The 17269-nt window shown below is 56.2% G+C and carries 11 protein-coding genes and 1 pseudogene; 5 read left to right on the top strand and 7 right to left on the bottom strand.

Features of this window, described 5'->3' with window-relative positions; genetic code table 11:
- Positions 1-300: 300 nt before the first annotated feature.
- The 4 genes from XcyCFBP4188_RS08800 to XcyCFBP4188_RS08815 all read right to left on the bottom strand — a co-directional run bounded on the left by XcyCFBP4188_RS08800 (position 301) and on the right by XcyCFBP4188_RS08815 (position 6995).
- A complete protein-coding gene (locus XcyCFBP4188_RS08800) occupies positions 301-4104 on the bottom strand; it encodes a zeta toxin family protein (RefSeq protein ID WP_174705837.1) in 3804 nt (1267 codons plus the stop codon).
- Positions 4097-4684, bottom strand: a complete 588-nt coding sequence (locus XcyCFBP4188_RS23365; protein WP_225306966.1) for a hypothetical protein — start codon at positions 4682-4684, stop codon at positions 4097-4099. The genes XcyCFBP4188_RS08800 and XcyCFBP4188_RS23365 overlap by 8 nt, the downstream gene beginning before the upstream one ends.
- The gene (locus XcyCFBP4188_RS08810) at positions 4681-6378 is read right to left on the bottom strand and encodes a type IV secretory system conjugative DNA transfer family protein (RefSeq protein ID WP_104591947.1); all 1698 of its coding nucleotides are present in this window, start codon (positions 6376-6378) and stop codon (positions 4681-4683) included. Before XcyCFBP4188_RS08810 ends, XcyCFBP4188_RS23365 begins: the two co-directional genes overlap by 4 nt.
- 263 nt (positions 6379-6641) lie before the next feature.
- The gene (locus tag XcyCFBP4188_RS08815) at positions 6642-6995 is read right to left on the bottom strand and encodes a helix-turn-helix domain-containing protein (protein WP_174705838.1); all 354 of its coding nucleotides are present in this window, start codon (positions 6993-6995) and stop codon (positions 6642-6644) included.
- Positions 6996-7185: 190 nt separating this feature from the next.
- On the opposite strand from XcyCFBP4188_RS08815, the gene XcyCFBP4188_RS08820 reads away from it, so the two are divergent.
- The 3 genes from XcyCFBP4188_RS08820 to XcyCFBP4188_RS08830 all read left to right on the top strand — a co-directional run bounded on the left by XcyCFBP4188_RS08820 (position 7186) and on the right by XcyCFBP4188_RS08830 (position 8233).
- A complete protein-coding gene (locus tag XcyCFBP4188_RS08820) occupies positions 7186-7497 on the top strand; it encodes a hypothetical protein (RefSeq protein ID WP_011269839.1) in 312 nt (103 codons plus the stop codon).
- Positions 7498-7546: 49 nt separating this feature from the next.
- Entirely contained in the window at positions 7547-7939 is a 393-nt protein-coding gene (locus XcyCFBP4188_RS08825; protein WP_104591948.1) for a hypothetical protein, read from the top strand.
- Between the two features lie 66 nt (positions 7940-8005).
- On the top strand, positions 8006-8233 hold the full coding sequence (locus tag XcyCFBP4188_RS08830) for a hypothetical protein (RefSeq protein WP_104591949.1): 228 nt from the start codon (positions 8006-8008) through the stop codon (positions 8231-8233).
- Here the strand turns inward: XcyCFBP4188_RS08830 and XcyCFBP4188_RS08835 are convergent.
- On the bottom strand, positions 8225-9070 hold the full coding sequence (locus XcyCFBP4188_RS08835) for a MobA/MobL family protein (protein WP_104591950.1): 846 nt from the start codon (positions 9068-9070) through the stop codon (positions 8225-8227). The genes XcyCFBP4188_RS08830 and XcyCFBP4188_RS08835 overlap by 9 nt on opposite strands.
- A 484-nt stretch (positions 9071-9554) precedes the next feature.
- On the opposite strand from XcyCFBP4188_RS08835, the gene XcyCFBP4188_RS08840 reads away from it, so the two are divergent.
- Together XcyCFBP4188_RS08840 and XcyCFBP4188_RS08845 are read left to right on the top strand one after the other, a co-directional pair.
- Complete coding sequence (locus XcyCFBP4188_RS08840; protein WP_428977234.1) at positions 9555-10946, top strand: site-specific integrase; 1392 nt, start codon at positions 9555-9557, stop codon at positions 10944-10946.
- Between the two features lie 208 nt (positions 10947-11154).
- A pseudogene (locus tag XcyCFBP4188_RS08845) lies at positions 11155-11439 on the top strand (integrase); the annotation flags it as partial.
- A gap of 581 nt (positions 11440-12020) precedes the next feature.
- Here XcyCFBP4188_RS08845 and XcyCFBP4188_RS08850 read toward each other — a convergent pair.
- Together XcyCFBP4188_RS08850 and XcyCFBP4188_RS08855 are read right to left on the bottom strand one after the other, a co-directional pair.
- Positions 12021-12992, bottom strand: coding sequence for a hypothetical protein (locus XcyCFBP4188_RS08850; RefSeq protein WP_104591952.1), 972 nt, complete (start codon positions 12990-12992; stop codon positions 12021-12023).
- 34 nt (positions 12993-13026) lie between these two features.
- The gene (locus tag XcyCFBP4188_RS08855; RefSeq protein ID WP_104591953.1) at positions 13027-17127 is read right to left on the bottom strand and encodes an NACHT domain-containing protein; all 4101 of its coding nucleotides are present in this window, start codon (positions 17125-17127) and stop codon (positions 13027-13029) included.
- Between the last annotated feature and the right edge of the window lie 142 nt (positions 17128-17269).

Below are 17269 nucleotides of genomic sequence, written 5' to 3' on the forward strand. Positions count from 1 at the left end.
CCTACACTTCGAGATCTACTGCACAACTTGCGTGAGATGAGGCTACCCGCGCAGACATTAAAATTACATTTGCGTTTTGTTGATCTGGCGTTGGCATTGGCGCCAAAACCTAAGGTCGCAAGCCCACGCTATTGCTTTTTCAGCAACCAAGGCTTGCGTCAAGCGAAGGTGCGTTGCGCAAAGCGCAGCCGCACATTGCGGAGTCGGAACACGGCGGATAGCGCACAAAACGCGTCAACATCAACTTAGAGCACGTGCTGCTCCCAATCGTTATCACACCGATCCTAGGCTTCCACCACGTCAGCCACCGCCCCCATCACCACTGGACGTGTCTGACATCGCCTGCTGTTGAGAGCGAGCGGCCATCGTCATCACGGGGCCTGTTGGGTTCTTGTCGATTTCTTCGCGCTCGCGCTGGAATTGCACCATCTCCTGCGCCCGTTGCTGATCCATTGCCTCCGTCTTCTGCAAGGTCTCATTGATGCCAGGCGATGGCGTATTGAGCGAGGTTTCCGAGTGAAAGCCGGGCGTTTTGCCAAAGACAAAGGCGACATCATCTTGGATGGTCACTTTCCGGAGTTCATCCGCGCGTTCGATCCCTGACTCTTTGACGGCATGCAATACCTCAGCCGTCTTCTCATCGGATGTGCCCTTAGGGAGCCGCGCCTGGATGGCAGAGAACAACGCGTAATCCCGATGATCAGAGGGAAACGCCTGCTGAGCGGCATCTTGGAGGGGCCTTGCTTGCTCAACCCGATCCTCATCGTGTTCGTGTGCGTTAGAGCGGGCAGTTGTCCCACCAAAACCTGGCGACGACGCATAGGCAGCGGGTTGGCGCTCCGGCAATACGATCTGCGCCGGCACTTCGCTTTGCGTTGGAATTGCCGGCGACGGCGCTCGCACCGCCTCTTGCTGCTCTGCCTGCAATGGAACAGCCGATGGCGCACCGTTCTGTGGTGCAACTCCTTGCGCTTGCTGCTCGCTGCCCTGCTCCACCGGCCCATTTGCCGATGCCGGCGCTGTGGGTTTCAAGGCATCTCGGCGCGCGCTTTGTGCCTGGGACAACGCCGCATCCAGGTCTTGGCCGGCAACGCCCGTTGCCGGCAAACCTTGGTCTTGCTGGAACTGCCTTACCGCATGTTCCGTCTCTGGACCATAGTGCCCGTCTTGCGGCACGGCCTGACCGTTTGGCCCCCGGGCATCCACTTGCTGCAATCGATACTGCAAGAACTCGACCTCTTGTCCCCGGTCGCCGAGGCGCAGCCCTTCCACCTCATGCGATGACGGCGGCGTTAGAACAGTTGCCTGAGTTGGAGTTTCCTCACGAGACGTGAGAGCTGATGAAGGCGATCCGACACTCGGCGCAGACGCGCTTGCAGAAGCTGGCGCCACTTCCTCTGCCTTCGGCTGGACTGCGCCAGCTGTCGGGGGTGCGGCAACCTCAGGTGTTCGGGTTTCTTCTGGTTCGCGTTGCGGGACAGGTTCGGACTTCGGCTCAGCAGGCTTAGCGACCGGGCGCACGTCTTCCTGCAGAGGCGCGTTGACGGATGCAGGCATCACGACCGGAGCAGGCGTTGCCGTCTCCGCAACAGCAGGCCCGTCGGGTATGCGTGCAACGTCTCGATCTCGCTGCACGTCAATGGCTGCCTGAGGCGCTTGGGTTTCATCCACATGCGGAGCGGTAACGGTCGTTGCGGCGAAGCTTGCGACCTGTTGCGCCTCTTGCGTGGACACACCTTGCCGATTGGCTTCGCGCAACGCTTGCTCGTAGGCGTCGCGCTCCTGAGGCGACTGCGCATCAATGCGCAGCTCTGGTGCGCCGGCCGAAGGCGGTTGCTCCTGCCGAAGCGACTGCACCTCGCCGAGTGCGTGATGGATCTCATCAGTGCTGGTGGTTGCCGCAACACGCACCGCACCATCGGCGTCTCGCCTCAGATGCTGGATGGGGCTGTCCACCGAGTATTGACCGGTCGCATCACGCTCCAATGCCAAAGAGCTGGTCGCTGCATCGATTCCGTTTGCCTCACGTGTCCGTTGCACCGCGAGCTGGATCGCGCCTGCGGTCTGGGCATTGGGCGCAACGCCATAGGCAGCATAGGTCGCCTCGGTATTGGCGTGATCTTGCTGTTGCAGGGTTGGCGTTTGCCGCGCGGGCATCTGTGCCAATGCCTGCTCGTGCTGCTCCAAGGCCGGCTGCAAGCGTTCACGCGTCGCGTTAAGTTCCAACGGGACATTGCCTTCGGCAGCAACGCCATCATGCCGCCACTGGCCTTGCGTATCGCGCTGATACTGCTTGCCGTCCGATGCTTGCAGCGAGTCTGGGTTCAATGCGGCTTGCACGGCCGCTGGCACGGGGCCGAAGTCCTCCCAGCCATTGCGCTGGTGGGCAGCCTGATAAGTCGCTGCAATTGCAGCTGGCCCACGGGCAATGTTGGCTTCTACCACCTGGGCTGCTTGTTGATCCAACGCGGCACTGCGCTCGGGGCTTGCCGGATCAACCGTCCAGACGGGCCGATCGTTCCGATCGACGTCGTCGGCGATCATCCGTGACCACTGGCCACTCGCCGGATCGTGTCGCCAATCACGTGCGTAGAGATGCGCAGCATCTGCCTCACTGGATGGCTGCACATAAGGATTACTGGGTTGCACCTTGCCCAGCGCCTGCTCGGTCGCTTCGCTACTGGCGTGATAGTTCAGCTCGCGCGCCTTTTCGGGCAGTGCGAACATGGCCTGCTTCTGCGGCGCATCCACGCCATCGCTGGGCAGATCGGCCTTTTCTTGTCGCAGCCACTGATTGCCATTGAACTCCCAACTCACGCCCTCCTTGTCGGTCTGCGTATAGATCTGGCGGTTGTCCCAGAGCGTCACCGCCTTGTCGGCAGCAGCACTGAACAAATAACCATCGGCCACCACCAGCGCGACGGGCCCGGCGCCGGTTGTGCCAACAACGGCAGCGGCGGCGGCACCTCCCGCCCAGCCGCCCACGCCTCGGGCACCAAAGTGCAGCGCTTCTGAGCGCGCAGCGGTAAGGTTGTCTTGTGCCAAGAGCGTGCCAACACGTTCTCCGGTTTGCGACGCGTCGTAGGCGGTAGCGGCAACGCCCAAACCCGCGAGCCCTGCCGTCATCCCGGCGCGACGCAAGCCTGGGATTTCAGGTTCCGGCACAGGCACGCGTGCAGGCGGAGCACCTGGCCGCACGAGTTCATCAATGGTGGCAATGCCTTCCATGCGACTAGCAACCACATCGCTCACCCGGAGCTTGGCATGCTCCTCAAGCAATTTTGCTTGGGCAGCAGGATCGGATTTCGGGATCTCTTGCACATGGTTCGGCAAGTCACGGTGCCAATCGACTTGTTTTTGCCAAGCCTCTCGAAGATGCTCGGTGAAAGCGGGATCTTTAAGCCGCGCGTTGCGCGCTTCTTCCATCGCTTGGCCGGGCATGCGTGCATCGGTGCGACTGTCGTAAAGCTCGACGCCCTCACGATTGAAGATGCGGATCGGCACGTTGCTGTTCGCATGGATGGTATCCAAACTGACAGGGAGCTTTCCGTAAATCGCATCACGTGCGCCCTCGGGCACATGGCGACCGTATCCTTGCCTGTCGGTATTTGCAGTGAAACGGCTATCGACACCATGCTCACTCTCCAACTTTGGAGAAGCAACAGCACGCACCTCGACCTCATAGCCCTTCTCTTGCAAGCCTTTGATCAATGTCTCCGATGCCCACTTTCCATCGCTTAATGTGGTGTCGAAAATGAGGTTCTTTTTTTCGGCAGTCGCTGCTACGCGCAGCTCATCGGCCCAAGAGCTGGCATCCCTATGCGTCCGTCCAGACCACTCATAAGGATTATTTCTTTGGAATTCATCTGTGCGAGGATGATACAAACGGAGCTCGTCTGGATCGATCGTCACCGCATCTCCATTTAGCTCATTCAACGCACCCCAAACTAGTCCGCCCTTACCAGCACCGGGCTGCCCAGCCAAAATTATCGCTTTGGGTTGATCATGAGTAATCGCGCTTGTGAAAGTTTTACTTGTTAGTATTTGTTCTCGCAGCACTTTTTCATGAATATCCTTTGGCAACTCATCCGTAGAGTCAGCCATGGTTATTGCCTGCCTTCGGATATCCAAAATAGTCCATTAGACTTCGATCCCTCCAAGCACCAGGGGAGCGACTATGCAGCATCAGGAGAGTTTTCTCTTTCGCCTTTGCGATTGCATCTGCATCCCCACTCGCCTCAGCGACCCTTTCTTGCTCACGAGCCTCGTCTATAAACATTTCCAAACAATCTTCTAGTGCCCAGATCGCAAACTCAAATGGCGGAGTGATTGGCGATGGCTTATCGACCGACTCTTGGAGCGCACTTTCCAACCGCGCGATGTGATCGGGGTAATCCTTGAAGCTTTCGCGCAAGCCTTGTGGCACTGGCGGTCGTTTGCCGACCGAATCAGGGGAAGAATCGTTGGTCTGAGTCATAAAAGCATCCTGATTGAGGCGTTGCATTGGACGTGGAAGATTGGGCTTGCGCTTAGGCGTTGCTACGGACGCACCCGGTTGCAATGGCCCTAACTGCTGCACGGTGCGCGCATTGATTAATGCCAGGTCGCGCAGCAGCTGTTGACTGTGGCTGCCATCAGCCTTCAATCGACTTTGAGGCTTATTGGAAGGTGTGCTATCACTCATGCAAGCGCCATCTGTAAGGCTTCGATCTTCACCTTCGGCAACAAGCGCTTGGTGAAATACGCGTCTTCGTAATACTTGATCTTCTCGCAGAGCACCGGACTTGGGATGCCTTCATAGAGGAAGACTTCCTTGTCAAAGCCCATCGCCTTCAACTCTTGCGGCAGCATCAATGCGCGGCGTTGCTCGGTTTCGGAATAGGACACACTGCTTTGCTTGCCACTGGTGTGCGACTTGTTCTTCTTGCGCACTGTGGTGTAGCCGAGCATGTCCGAGTAGTCGTTGGCGTCTTGCTGCTCGCGCGGGGCATAGACGATTTGCAACGCATGGTTGGTGATGATGGTTCGCGAGACATCCTTGCCATAGGTCGCGTCTAACTGCGCCATGCTCTGGATGATCGGCAGCAAGCGAATGTTGTAGCCAGCCATGTAGCTCACCGCGCTTGCAATGATGTCGACCCGGCCAATTGCCGTGAACTCATCCATCAGCAGCAAGCACTGGTGCTTGAGCGCCGGGTTGTTCTGCGGCAGCTCTTTGGTGTTGAGGTTGATGAGCTGACTAAACAGCAAGTTGATCAACAGGCGGCTTTCGGCCAGCTTGTTCGGCTGGATGCCGATGTAGATGCTCATCTTCTTCTTGCGCACATCAGTCAGCAGGAAGTCGTTGTCGCTGGTTGATGCATCCAGGATCGGGTTGATGAACTGGTTGAGCGGTTCCTTGAACGTGCCCATGATCGAGGCAAAGGTCTCTTCGGCTTGCGAGAGCAAATTGTCGAACGCTGTCTTGGCGTCGCGGCCCAGGAACTCGCGCTGCGAGAGCTTTTTGAGGTAGCCCTTCAAGTCGCTCCCATCCCCAGACGACACGCGATAGAGCAGCCCAAGAGTTGGGAACATCCAGGTGTCTGTCGGGTGCTTGCGCTTGATCTGATCGTCCAGGCTATCGAACAGATAGAGCGTAAACGCCATGAACGCGTTGCGGGCTTGGCTCACCCAGAACTTTTGGGCGTCAGAGCCATCTGGGTAGAGCATCGCCGCAACACTCATCAGATCCGACACACGAAAGGCGGGATCCGGCGAGATGTAGCTCAGCGGATTCCAACGGTGGGTGCGACCGTCTTCGGCAAAGGGGTTGAACAAAAAGACCTCTTGGCCTTGTGTTTTGCGCCAGCCGGAAGTCAGATCAAAGTTTTCCTGCTTGATGTCCAGAACCACCACTGAGCCTTGGTAGTCGAGCAGATTGGGAATGACGATGCCCACGCCCTTACCGGAACGCGTGGGCGCGGCCAGGATCACAAACTGCTGCCCAGGTAGGCGCACCAACTTGCCGCCGTGCTTGCCGACCACGATGCCGGTTGGCGACGGTTTAAGCATGTCCTTCTTGGCCAGATCACTGCCTGAGGCAAAGCGCGCGTTGCCATGCAAGGCGGCTGCTTTCGGCTTGAACAGCGGGATCAGCAGTGCGAACCAGGCCAGGAGCGGCACGCCGAAGCCGATGGCGCCGGCCAGCTTGATCTTGCTGGCATAGGGGGCGAACTGCGGGAGGTCGAGCGCTTTGACGTAAGACCAGTAGGTGTCGAAGCTGAGCGGTCCAGCCACTTTCAACAGCATCAGGATCAACTGACCGGAAAGGTAGACCCCTGCAATGAGGGCAAGAAGCAAGAGCACGGCGGCGAAACTGAGCTTGATCTTGCCGGTCATGACGCGCTGCCTTCCATCTGTGATCCCTGGCTTGTTTGAAAACGACCGTCCGCTCGCAAGATTACAGGATCACATTGCCCGCTCAGATCGGATGGGCGTTGGCATCCGTGTAGGAATTGTCTGATCTGCACGCGTGCCAAGACACCAGCAAGGACCTTCTCACTATGCGCCAGAGGGATCGCTGCGCTGGGCTGAGCCGCAATTTTGCGACGTCCTTCGCTGCTCCCCGAGTTAGACCTTGTCCGTCGCCTAGGTTGTTCGGCCTACTCTTTTTCGGCTTTCGAAGGAGACGATGCGGCGAGTGCCGACAGTTGTTTCACAAGCTCTTCCTGCTGACCCTCGGGCAGCTGGCGCACCAGCTCGATGATCTGACCAAGTCGATCAGACTCGGCGACCAGGGAACTGAGGGACACACCAAGTGCATCGGCCAGATCCAAGGCAGTCTTGAGATCTGGGACATGCGTGCCCGTTTCGTAGCGGCTGATGCGAGCCTGAGCGATGCGACTCTCCAATCCAAGAGCGACACCCAAGTCCTGTTGCACAAGGCCAATTGCTAGGCGGCGCGCTTTAAGCCGCGCAGCGAACAACGACAGGATGTCAGGTTGGGGGATGCTCATCCCTACAAGGATGAACGTGAGTTACGCGCCTTGCAAAAATTCGTTGAACGAATCATTCGTTGAACGCATACTGACGTTGCCCCGGCACGCTGTCAACTGCAACGGGGCCGATGCCTGAGGCGGCCATGCCGGCCTTAAACGGCTATGCATCTGTGCCAATCCGTTTGCTCTCGCTTATCCAAGGATTCCTATGTCCAAAGCTCGCTTTGCCATCATCGGCACGTTGATCGTCTCTCTAGTGGCTTGCTCTGGCGGCGGCCCCGCTGAGACTGAGCGGGAGCACGCTTTTTTGCAGTTCGTCAAAGCGAACAGCAACGAAGAGGCGCGCATCGAAGACTTCGAGAGTAACCAGTGCACGAAGGCGGAAGGTGCGCCCAGCTACACCTGTGACGTAAGTGCCAAGGTTGAAGCCATGGAGCGGGACTTTGGTCATCAAATGGATGGGGTCTACACCTTCACCAAGGTGGGCGGCACTTGGAAGATCACCGGCCGCGTCCAATAGCCATCCGTCTGCAATCAACGATGGTCCCATTCTGTTCTCAGGAGTTCACATGACCGTTAGCACGTTTCTCATCTTGCTTGCCCTGGGCACAGCGGTGCTGGTCGCATTTGCCGTCAATCGGGCTGACCGATTGCGCAACCAACGGGAGGTCTTTGGTCGGGAGTTTGATCACTCCTATTTTGGGCGACAAGGAGCTTTGGCGATCTCGATTGAGCGGTCGCGGTTGAAAATTCGTGTCGGCAGGACAGTGAAGATCTACCCGTTGATGGATGTTCGCTCTTGGGAGAAGCACTGGCACAAATCAAGGCGGGAAGGAACGATCACGGTCAGCGTTCGAGATGTGGATCATCCAGTCTGGACGATCAAGTTCGGCAGCGAGCGCGAGATGAACCAGTGGTATGAGATCTTGAATCAGGCGATCAATGAGGGCGAGAAGCTCTGACCGACTTCTGTGCAGCCATGACGTCGCCGCCTTGACGATTAGTGATTCTCTGATACGAATCATGGCATGAAACAGAACTCAAAAATCCATAACAGAACATTGAAGGCCAGCTCGTCGCTTGACCGCGACGAGCTGCATTTCCGCGAGGAGCTTTTGACGCATTGCGTTGAAGAATTCCTGGAGAAGGGCTTCGGCCTAGATCCTCACCTTGAACAAGCGCTCGACGGATACCGATCTGGCCGCTACGACATGCCTGCCTTGCAGCGCGAGATCATGCGGCCCTACCTACATTGACGTATCCGAGGCCGCCTCGCCCGCTTGACCGTCCGTTCTGACCTCACCGCCTGGGTTCTGGGGCGCGAGCACTTCATTGGCGCTGAGAGCAAGACGTCTGTCTGCAAACGCTCGCTCCGCACTGTGCCCTTCCGGAACATCCATGAGCACCCCGCCAGACCGATAACGGTTGAGCAATGATGCAAAACCCGCTTCGCCTTCGACTAGTGCTGAACGATCAGCTCGCATGGTCTGTGTTGCCGTTGTCACTGGATGAGGCTCATCTACTCTGGCTTGAACACCTGCCCTCGACAGATGAGCATTGATCTGAGCGGCGACCATTGCCCGGATCCACTCCACCTCAGTCCGTCCATTAATGGGTCCATCCAGTTCGCGCGTCTTGGCAGCTAGACCTTCGGGGGTCATCTTCCGTGTAGTGGCAAGCAAGTGCGCATAGAAGTGCCGTGAATCGCCTTGGACCGGGGCGTGTGAGCTTGCCTGGATCGCAAAGCCATACCGATCCACCAAGCGGTGAGCTAAGTTTTCGATGAGATCCCAGCGCTGCGCATCGTTCAGCTCATGCGGGAGCGAAACACAGAAGTTCCGACACAGCGTGCTGTCCTTGCGCTTCTCGGCAGCTTCTGCCGCCGTCCAAAGCGCCTGAGGATCATCAGCCCAGGCCGGGGAACCCGTTGGAACAAAGCATCGAGTTCGGAGCACACCTCGGCGCGCGCGATAGTCGTGCAGTTTTCCGCCCGGCTCAGTGAGAAGCATCGCACCCCGATATGCGGCCGCAGCAATGGCGGATTGATTTTTAGAACGGCTGAATGGTTTGACGCGAACATGAAAGATAGCCATGTGGGACCAAAGAGTGAAGGTCACTCCTGTATGACCTCAAGTTTCTCCCCCAGCAAGAGCAAAAAAGTATAAAAATCGCGCCACAATCGAATGCCTAAAGAGTGATGGTTTTTAAGCCCCGCGACCATCATTTATATGCAGTTCATTTCTAATGAATGTGAATTAAACTCTGCGAAGATCTTCTTCAACGCCTAATCTTGCTCTTATAATAAAATATAATAAGGCGGCCTTTAGGCGTCTATTTTCCAAAAATAAACACTATAAAAAGTTGACTAGTGATGAAACCCGGAAGCGCGCGAAAGCGCCACCCCATAAAGGTTTAGCTCAATTAACCTAATTAACTTTTAAAATGCTCTTGCCACTTATTCGCCTCAATCATTAAGACACCGAGGCGTCGACTAAATCCATTATTTCATTTTTTTTATCATTGACAGTTTAAAGACTGATGTTATCGCTGGATCATCTTCAACCCAAAGGAAAGTCGATGACTCCAAAGCAAAACCAACCACCCGTTGTCCCTCTCATCAATGATGGCGAACACCTTCACTTCAAATCCATTCAAGTCGGAAAAACACTGTTTAATGACGTTACTGTTCGCGGACGACAAGCCGCGATCCAATTAAGCGAGATGCTACAAAGTGCCTGGCAAACTTTCTGTGCATCTCGCACTCGCCGTCCTCGATCACGCTATCCAGAAGCACTTCCCACAGGATCACCTGCCCGGCTGCTCTCTGTGGAGATCGCGGATTACCTCAAAGACATGGCGCGCCGTGATCTGCAGGACACCACGATCAACTCTGCCGCTCGATCCCTCAAAATTTTACGCCTGACCTGTGGAGATGTGCCTGTTTCACAGATCGACCATCAACACATTCACCAGATGTGGGATGTCTTGCGTTGGGCACCACCGGGCCTGACCAGCAACCCACGGTTCGAGTCCATGAGCGCCGAAGACATTATCCGCGAAGGCACAGCACTCAACGTGCCCTGCCCCGCAAGCGCCACGACCGAGCTGCATCGCCGAATGGTGACAAGCTTCTTCAATGCGTTGCTCAAAACGAAAGCTGTTGCGCACTCGCCGATGGCAGCGTTCAAGCCCAAGAAGCCATCACTCCTCACCAACACCACAACACCATCCAGGCTCTTGTCGTCCAGTGATATTCAGAAGATCTTCGATCCTGCGACCTTCAATGCCTGGGCGTCTAAGTTCCCTCATCGGTGGTGGGGGCCGATTTTAGGCCTTTACACGGGGGCACGTATCAATGAAGTCGCGCAACTGAAAGTTGCTGACATCATCTTGGAACAAGGTCAGTGGTGCATGGCTATCCGAATGACGGCAGACGATGATCTCGCCCAGTCTAACGGTGCTCAGACCCGCCAACGCCTCAAAGGCAAGAGCGCAATCCGCAAGATCCCGTTGCATCCTGAGGTGATCAATGCCGGCTTCTTGGACTTCGTTGCCGACATCAAGGCCTGTGGCCATCCCAGACTGTTCCCGCACTTGTCTGCTGGCAAGAACAAGAAAAGCGGCGCGAGCAACTGCCGGTATAGCCAAGGGCTTTTGAACCAATTCAGCGACTACCTCAAAGATCTTGGCTTCGCCAAAGGCATCGGCTTCCATGGCTTCCGACACACCCTGGCCACAGAGCTTCATGCGGCAGGCATCACGCCTCATGACATTGCTTTGCTCACGGGACATTCGCTGGTTAAGAGCGTGCCAGTGCTGCAAGACCACTACATCCATAAGTCCTCTGGCAATGTCATGCAAAGACAACTTGCAGCACTATCGCTTTATCAGCCGAGCGTTCAATTGCCGGTGTATCAGCAGGGCCAGTTCAAAGAGAAGCTGCGTAAGGGCGCGAAGATGTATCCTTAAGACGAGCAATGACAGCTACCAACACCATGCTGCACAGATGCAGCATGGCTTGGGAATTTGTTCAGTGTAGGGGTGAGTCACCTCATCACCAGGGTTTCCACGATCAATTCCCAAATCGGGCTAGATCCTAAAAGCGGGGCACGAAGGCTCACCACTATCAATGAGCAACCACCGAGGTCTACATTGGACCTTGGTCAAACTCAGCAACTACTTGAAAGCCTTGGGCTTCGCGAAGGGCATTGGCTCTCACGCCTTCCAGCATACACTCGATGCCAAAGATGTGCGGGTTGAATACATCGCTCTGATCACAGGTCATGCCCTCAATAAGAAGGCTCCGGTTCTGCAGGACAACTACATCCACCGCTCGCCGCAGCTAGTGCGAGAGCGTCAAATCGCGGCATTGGCAAAATACAACCCGCCCGTGGTGCTTCCTGTATGCCAGCGTGGACAGTTCAAGGAAAAGCTTGGCAAAGGGGCGAGGATGTCTCCCTGAGAACCGAGTTCTGAATTTAGCGGTCGGTTTGACAAACCAGGATCTTGCACTATTTGTATTGCACATCCCCCACGCCGAACCCTATGCGCTACTCCCTCCCCTATGTTGCTACCCTCTTTCACCAGTCGCTCCAAGATGCCGCAAGCGACGCACTTGAAAAGTTACTGGTGAAAGACCGAGATCGCATGGCCCACGAGGCAACGTTGCTCTACATGCAGCAACGAGAAGCGGCTGAGGAAGCCGCGATTGCCGACTATCACCGAGGAGTAGTGATAGAGAGTGTCCAGACACGTCGATGGATGCGATTGTGGGACGCAAGCCGGGAATGGGCGGATGCATTTGCGAATTTTATCGTTCTCGATAACCTCGCCCTGCCTGAAGCAAGTCAGCAAGCGACCGAACACTTGGCCGACGCTTACTCCAGATACCGCTGCCCTACCCTCATCCAAACCGCCAGCGCTTGGCTCACGCCTCATCCATTGCGGCAGGACGTGCTGATTTCACCTGCCGCTGTCCTTTTGGACGACAAGGGGTATGACCTGCACTCCGTTGTGTCGGGAATGCATCGGAGCTGTCCAGCGTCAGGACAAATCATTGGCTCCAGCTTTTGGGGTGATCGGTAGCTCCATCTTCTGCAATGCCATCCAGCTCAATTCCTGGACTTCAAAATGGGTTTGCATCGCTCTATCTGATGCCACCCTGGATGACTCCATCTCTTCCCCAAAAGTGTAGTCATCGTGCTTGACTGCATCAATTCCGCCCCGCTCTTGGGCAAGTCGCAGCGCCTCAACCAAGGCGACCAGTTCACCAGTGTTATTGATAATCCGAACAAAGCCACCAAAATTCATTGCGACCAAATCGACTTCCTCGTGCTCACCTTGGCAAAGGAGGCCCAGATAGCGCTGAAACTCTTGAGCCTTCAAGCCCATCTGAATCCAGCGATTACGGTATGAAACTCCCACACTTTGAGACGCCAAAGCCCTCAAAGAGACGCTGGTGCAAGCTAGTATCTGCTCTGGATCGACACTGTTATCTAGTATCGCAAGTCGAAGCTGCTCTTGAATGCTGAGCCGAACGATCTCCTCCTGATAGGGTCGCGAGGGTTCATCAGTTACGGCCAATATGTATGGTTCAATGCGTAAAGGATGCACCCCACCAGACGTGCTCCTGTCATCCCAGTAGACAAAGTGATGGCAAAGCGACGAGCGAAACAACACATTCAGAGCAGCTGTTGGTCTAGACGACTCTTGATCAGTTGACCTCGCCGCCAACGCCATTAGAACCTGATAGGCCCGCTTGGTCCTGAATTCTTTTTGCTCACCACGATCTTTCTCAACCCACTCTGCCTTTATATCGGATCGGAGCGCCTTAACCTCGAAGAGAAAGAAACGGCTTTCGATAGTCTGGATTAGATCGCCCAACTTAGCCTCGGCGTTTCCAGACATATTGATGGACGCGTCGCACGGCCATCGCCTGTTTTTGGCCCCTACTGCCTGCATCCACTGCACGTCGCGAATTGCGGATACCACTGAAACTTCCCAGAGCTTAGCCATGACGCCTTCTCAAATTTGAAAAATCTCAAAACCTTCAGCCAGTCACATCCATAACCAGCACTTTGATCGACGCTTGCAGATGCGCAGGTAGATCTTCTTCTAGCATGACTTGCATCTCTTTAGCAGAAGCTGGCCGAACTTTTCTATTTGGCGGCAAGGGCTGAACACCTGTTCGTTTTTCGCCATACCAAAAAACCAGATATATTCCGAACCCGCTGGTTTCAGGATCAGATGCATAGAGTCGATGAAGCTGCTCGGATGCAGCCGTCCACACGTCGCTATGGAAGTCCCGCTTGATCTCGATGACACTCTTGATGTTGTTGCCATACACGACGATGTCAACGCGCTTGTCTGCGCTCATATGCCCCTCCGGCTCAGCGCGAAGGCCGTAAGGACGCAAGAGAGACCTCAGCATGCCGAGCAAATTGTCCCGGGCAACCTCCTCCACTTTCGGCTCAACAATTTCGCCATGGGAACCGGTGTTCCAAAATTGCTTGTACGGATCGTCGTTGCGGGTGGAGAGGCCCTGCGCGATGTGCTTTAAGTGGTCGGCGACAAGTCCATGGAGATCTTGCGCAGTGCTGGGCGCCCCGTTCTCCAGGGTTCTCATCGCCTCTTCCCACGTCGGTATTTTGTATTGCGTGTCGGCAAGAACCGTCTTGTGGCTTGCTAACTGGTGCAAGATGCTGGCCCTATAGCTCTTCAAGCCCGATACAACCGCCAGCCGCGCCAGAGTAACTCCAGCTAGAGGATTTGAGTCGGCGCCGAGCCGTGTGAGCATCGTGTTAACCATCGAAGCGGCGTCCCACGGGTTGCGCGTTCCCATCGATGATCCAGTGGGATGCGACATGCTGGGGTAGCGCGATGCGACCCAGGTCACGATGAACTCAATTTGAGTGAGGCTATATCTCCAAGTCTTCTGAGATCCCCATGATGCTTCACCGCCATCTTCAAGGAGAGCCCACATCGCCGACTCTTCTCGATCACCACTGAGTCCTTGCAACACATCAAAGTAAGCTTCCGGACTGAGCGAGAAGCCACACCAAAGCCACGCAGCCAACCCGCCTCTCAAGCCATCCCTCAGGCGCTCGGGGTCGTTGTCCTGCTCACTGAGAAGCTGATCCACCTGGGTTCTTGCCAAGGCCAAGAGGTCGTTCCAGCAGCCATCGGCCTTGCACAAGCGAAGCATCCGAAGCAAGTCAGATTCATCTACTCTTGGGTGCGCTTGGAGCACACGGACAATCGCCTCTCCGCGATCTCGCCCTGCAAGCTCAACGGTGTCTAGCGCCGTAAGCGCTAAAAGGTGATGAGAGCCGATGGCCAGCTCCCCAGCAAGAACCGCCTCATATGCCTGGATGGCAAGCTTTGGCTTGGCCTCTAAGAGCGGGCGGTGCCATACGTGCTCCAACACCCCTGCATGCGAATCCATTTCGACATAGACAGGACGGAGCAATGCAACAGACAAACCTACCGACCAAACAGAGTCTGAAAAATCACTGATCCGGGGTGTTCGCTTCCAATGGTCATCTAGAGCAGCGAGGACCGCTGTCCAGCGGACTTCCGATTGGTCAACTCGCTTTTCTAACAGCTCCGCCACGCCTGGCAGCTCGCCTTTGGTGAGCAGCTGAGAGAAGCCACGCAACGCCGTTGACGCACCGTCGTCACCCATAACATGTTCCAAGCGGGCGCGTGGAGTGAGTGTCTTGTTGAACGAGATCGGAAGCCGTTGGCCAAAGTAGACCCTCGCCAGCACATCAAGCAACAGGCGGTCCTCAGCGGCCGCAACTTCCTGGCTCTTTGCGGATACCTCATCGGCGAGCTCGCGCCGCCAGCGCTCACCCTCAGTTTCGCGCTCTTGTTTGTGCTTGTTCTCGAAGTCCACGACGGGCACATCGCCGTAGCGACCCGAGTAGGCTTCCCTGATCTCGCTCAGTTCCGGGTCTCCCTCGGCCAATGCATAGAGACGCCCCAAAACAGGATGCGACGACATGTCGTACCTGATGGCCTGCCGAAGGCACGCTGCATAAATCTGACCCCGGCGCAGGTCGCAACTGCGTCGCAGAGTGGCCTCCATCTCCCCGAGCAAGCATTGCGGATCCAGAACGGATTCGAATAGCTGCATAAAGCGATCCCAGGTCAGGCTGAATGGGCCAACGAAATCGATGTGCTGCAAAACACCCAGGAGAAGCCTCTGACCTCGTCCGTCGCCTGCGGAAAGCGCAGTGAGCAGCGCCTTGCTAGCGCCTTGTCCTCCCAAATGATGCTGGTAATTCAGATACCAACCGAACACTTCACGACCGTCGCTTTCCACGGCCAGAGCTTTGGCGAACAGTTCGCCATACACATACGCGAACTGTCTGGCATTTCTACTTAGTGGCAGCGGGCTACTGGACAAAGGCAGATCAAGGGAGAGAAGGATCTCAGCAGCATCTGCGGATGTAACAAAGTCGGTCAGCCCCCAACTCGTTCCAATAGGAACGTGTTCGTTCGTGCTGACAAGATCCCGAAGGAGGACGATGATTTCCTTCTTGCCTAGGCCGTCGCCGTAAAGGGCCCGCAATAGCGGGAAGCGAAGCCGGAAGTCATCCGCACCCGTGCCAAGTTGTAGGTAGGCAGCAGCAAGCATTTGATGATGCGCCGGGCTGCCATCCAGCAGTGCTTGGATCGCTTCCATCCGGAGAACGATCATCTGAGTCGGGTCTAGAATTAGTCGTTCGAGCGTCACCTCTATCCCAGGCATCAGCCGCCCCGCCTTCTGGACGACAATAGCCAGCAACTTGGTAGATACCTCCGCACTTGGGCTCTCCAACACCTCATTGTAGCTGACCAGCAATGCCGGGTCGGCAAGCGCATAGGCGCCAGAAGGGAGGTAAGTCTCTCGGAAGAAGAGAGGATTGGTCTTGCTCTCCCAAATCAGCGCGTTGAGCAGGCGCAGCTTCATGGAAGAGGACCATGTGGACAAGTCCCCATACATCAGAAGTCCAGCCAGATCCAGATGGAGCAAGGAGGACGGATCGGGAAGTTGAGATGTAAGCCACGCCACCAGACCTCTAAGCGCTGTCGGTGGACGCTCCTGAACCCCCATCAAAGCCAATACACGGCCGATCGGCAATCCTGCGCGGACACGATCAGCAATCCAGCGCGCTGCCAAGTATTCGGCAACGGTGCGATGGACATAGTCCACTCTATCCACGCCGGTCGCCACAAAAACCCGTCTTTTAAGGCAGGCCAAGAGATGACCCTGGGGTGCCAGCGTCAGCTCTTTGTAGCTCGGAACATCCTTCCCGACAGGCCTCGCCTTCCAAGTAAACCCTGAACAGCTAGAAGTCAGGCGCAGCGCACAAAGTGCACCTGCCGCATCCAGCAATTGGCTTCCAGGAATATGAGCGACACCTTGGTCGCGATCAGCGTGTTGTTCGTTGGCCTCGTCTAGTAACGCCAACGCCGCTCGCCGAAATAGCTCCGTGCGGGTGGCGGGCCAATCCCCTTGGCCTGAGACAGCTGCGAGCATGAGCAACGTCTGTGCATTCCCAAGGAGTTCGCCGTGCTCTCGGCGCTCAGCTTCATCGAGAAAACTGTCTGGGTTCTCAAATCCCTTGCTTACAAGGATCTGAGCTTGTTCAGACCTGCTGAGCGCAAGCAACTGCACCACGACGGTCACCCCACCCTTTCGGAGGTAAGGCTTCAACGCTTCCAGGTCTGTGGTCTGCAACCAATCTGCCGCACGGCACGACAGACGCATTCCACGAGGCGACAACTCTGCCAACTTCCGCGTTAGTTCGTCAACGGGCGATCGGTCCCCGCGCCCACCTTGCGTTTCATCAAGCGCGTCGATCCAAAGCACCTGTTCAGACGGAACGTCACCGATTGGCGTATTGAGCAACTCCCGGACTGTGAAAAAAACCCCACCCGTCGCCAGGGCCTGCGACCGAAAGAGCTCGCTCTTACCAGCGCCTGGATCCCCGAGAACGACGATATTCTTAACTTGCCGGAAGGCGCTAAAAGGCGCCTCTTTGCCGTCTTCCAGCTTAGGCTCAATTTGCTTGACTTGACGATCCAAAACACAGCCTTCGAGTTGTCGGCCTAGTGGCCTGCCCATATCAGCGCCCCAGACGACAGCAAGGCCCACCCTCACGCCGTAATTCTACACGGCACATTGGACGGTGGATGCAATGATGCTGGCGAATATCTAAGAAAAAGCGGCTGCAAGATGGCGGCTAGCCGACGCCCCCCCCGTCCTGAGTAGCGGCTTGGTTTAGAGTCCGGGGTTGATTGAC

Source organism: Xanthomonas hortorum pv. cynarae (assembly GCF_002939985.1).
Classification (GTDB): domain Bacteria; phylum Pseudomonadota; class Gammaproteobacteria; order Xanthomonadales; family Xanthomonadaceae; genus Xanthomonas; species Xanthomonas hortorum_D.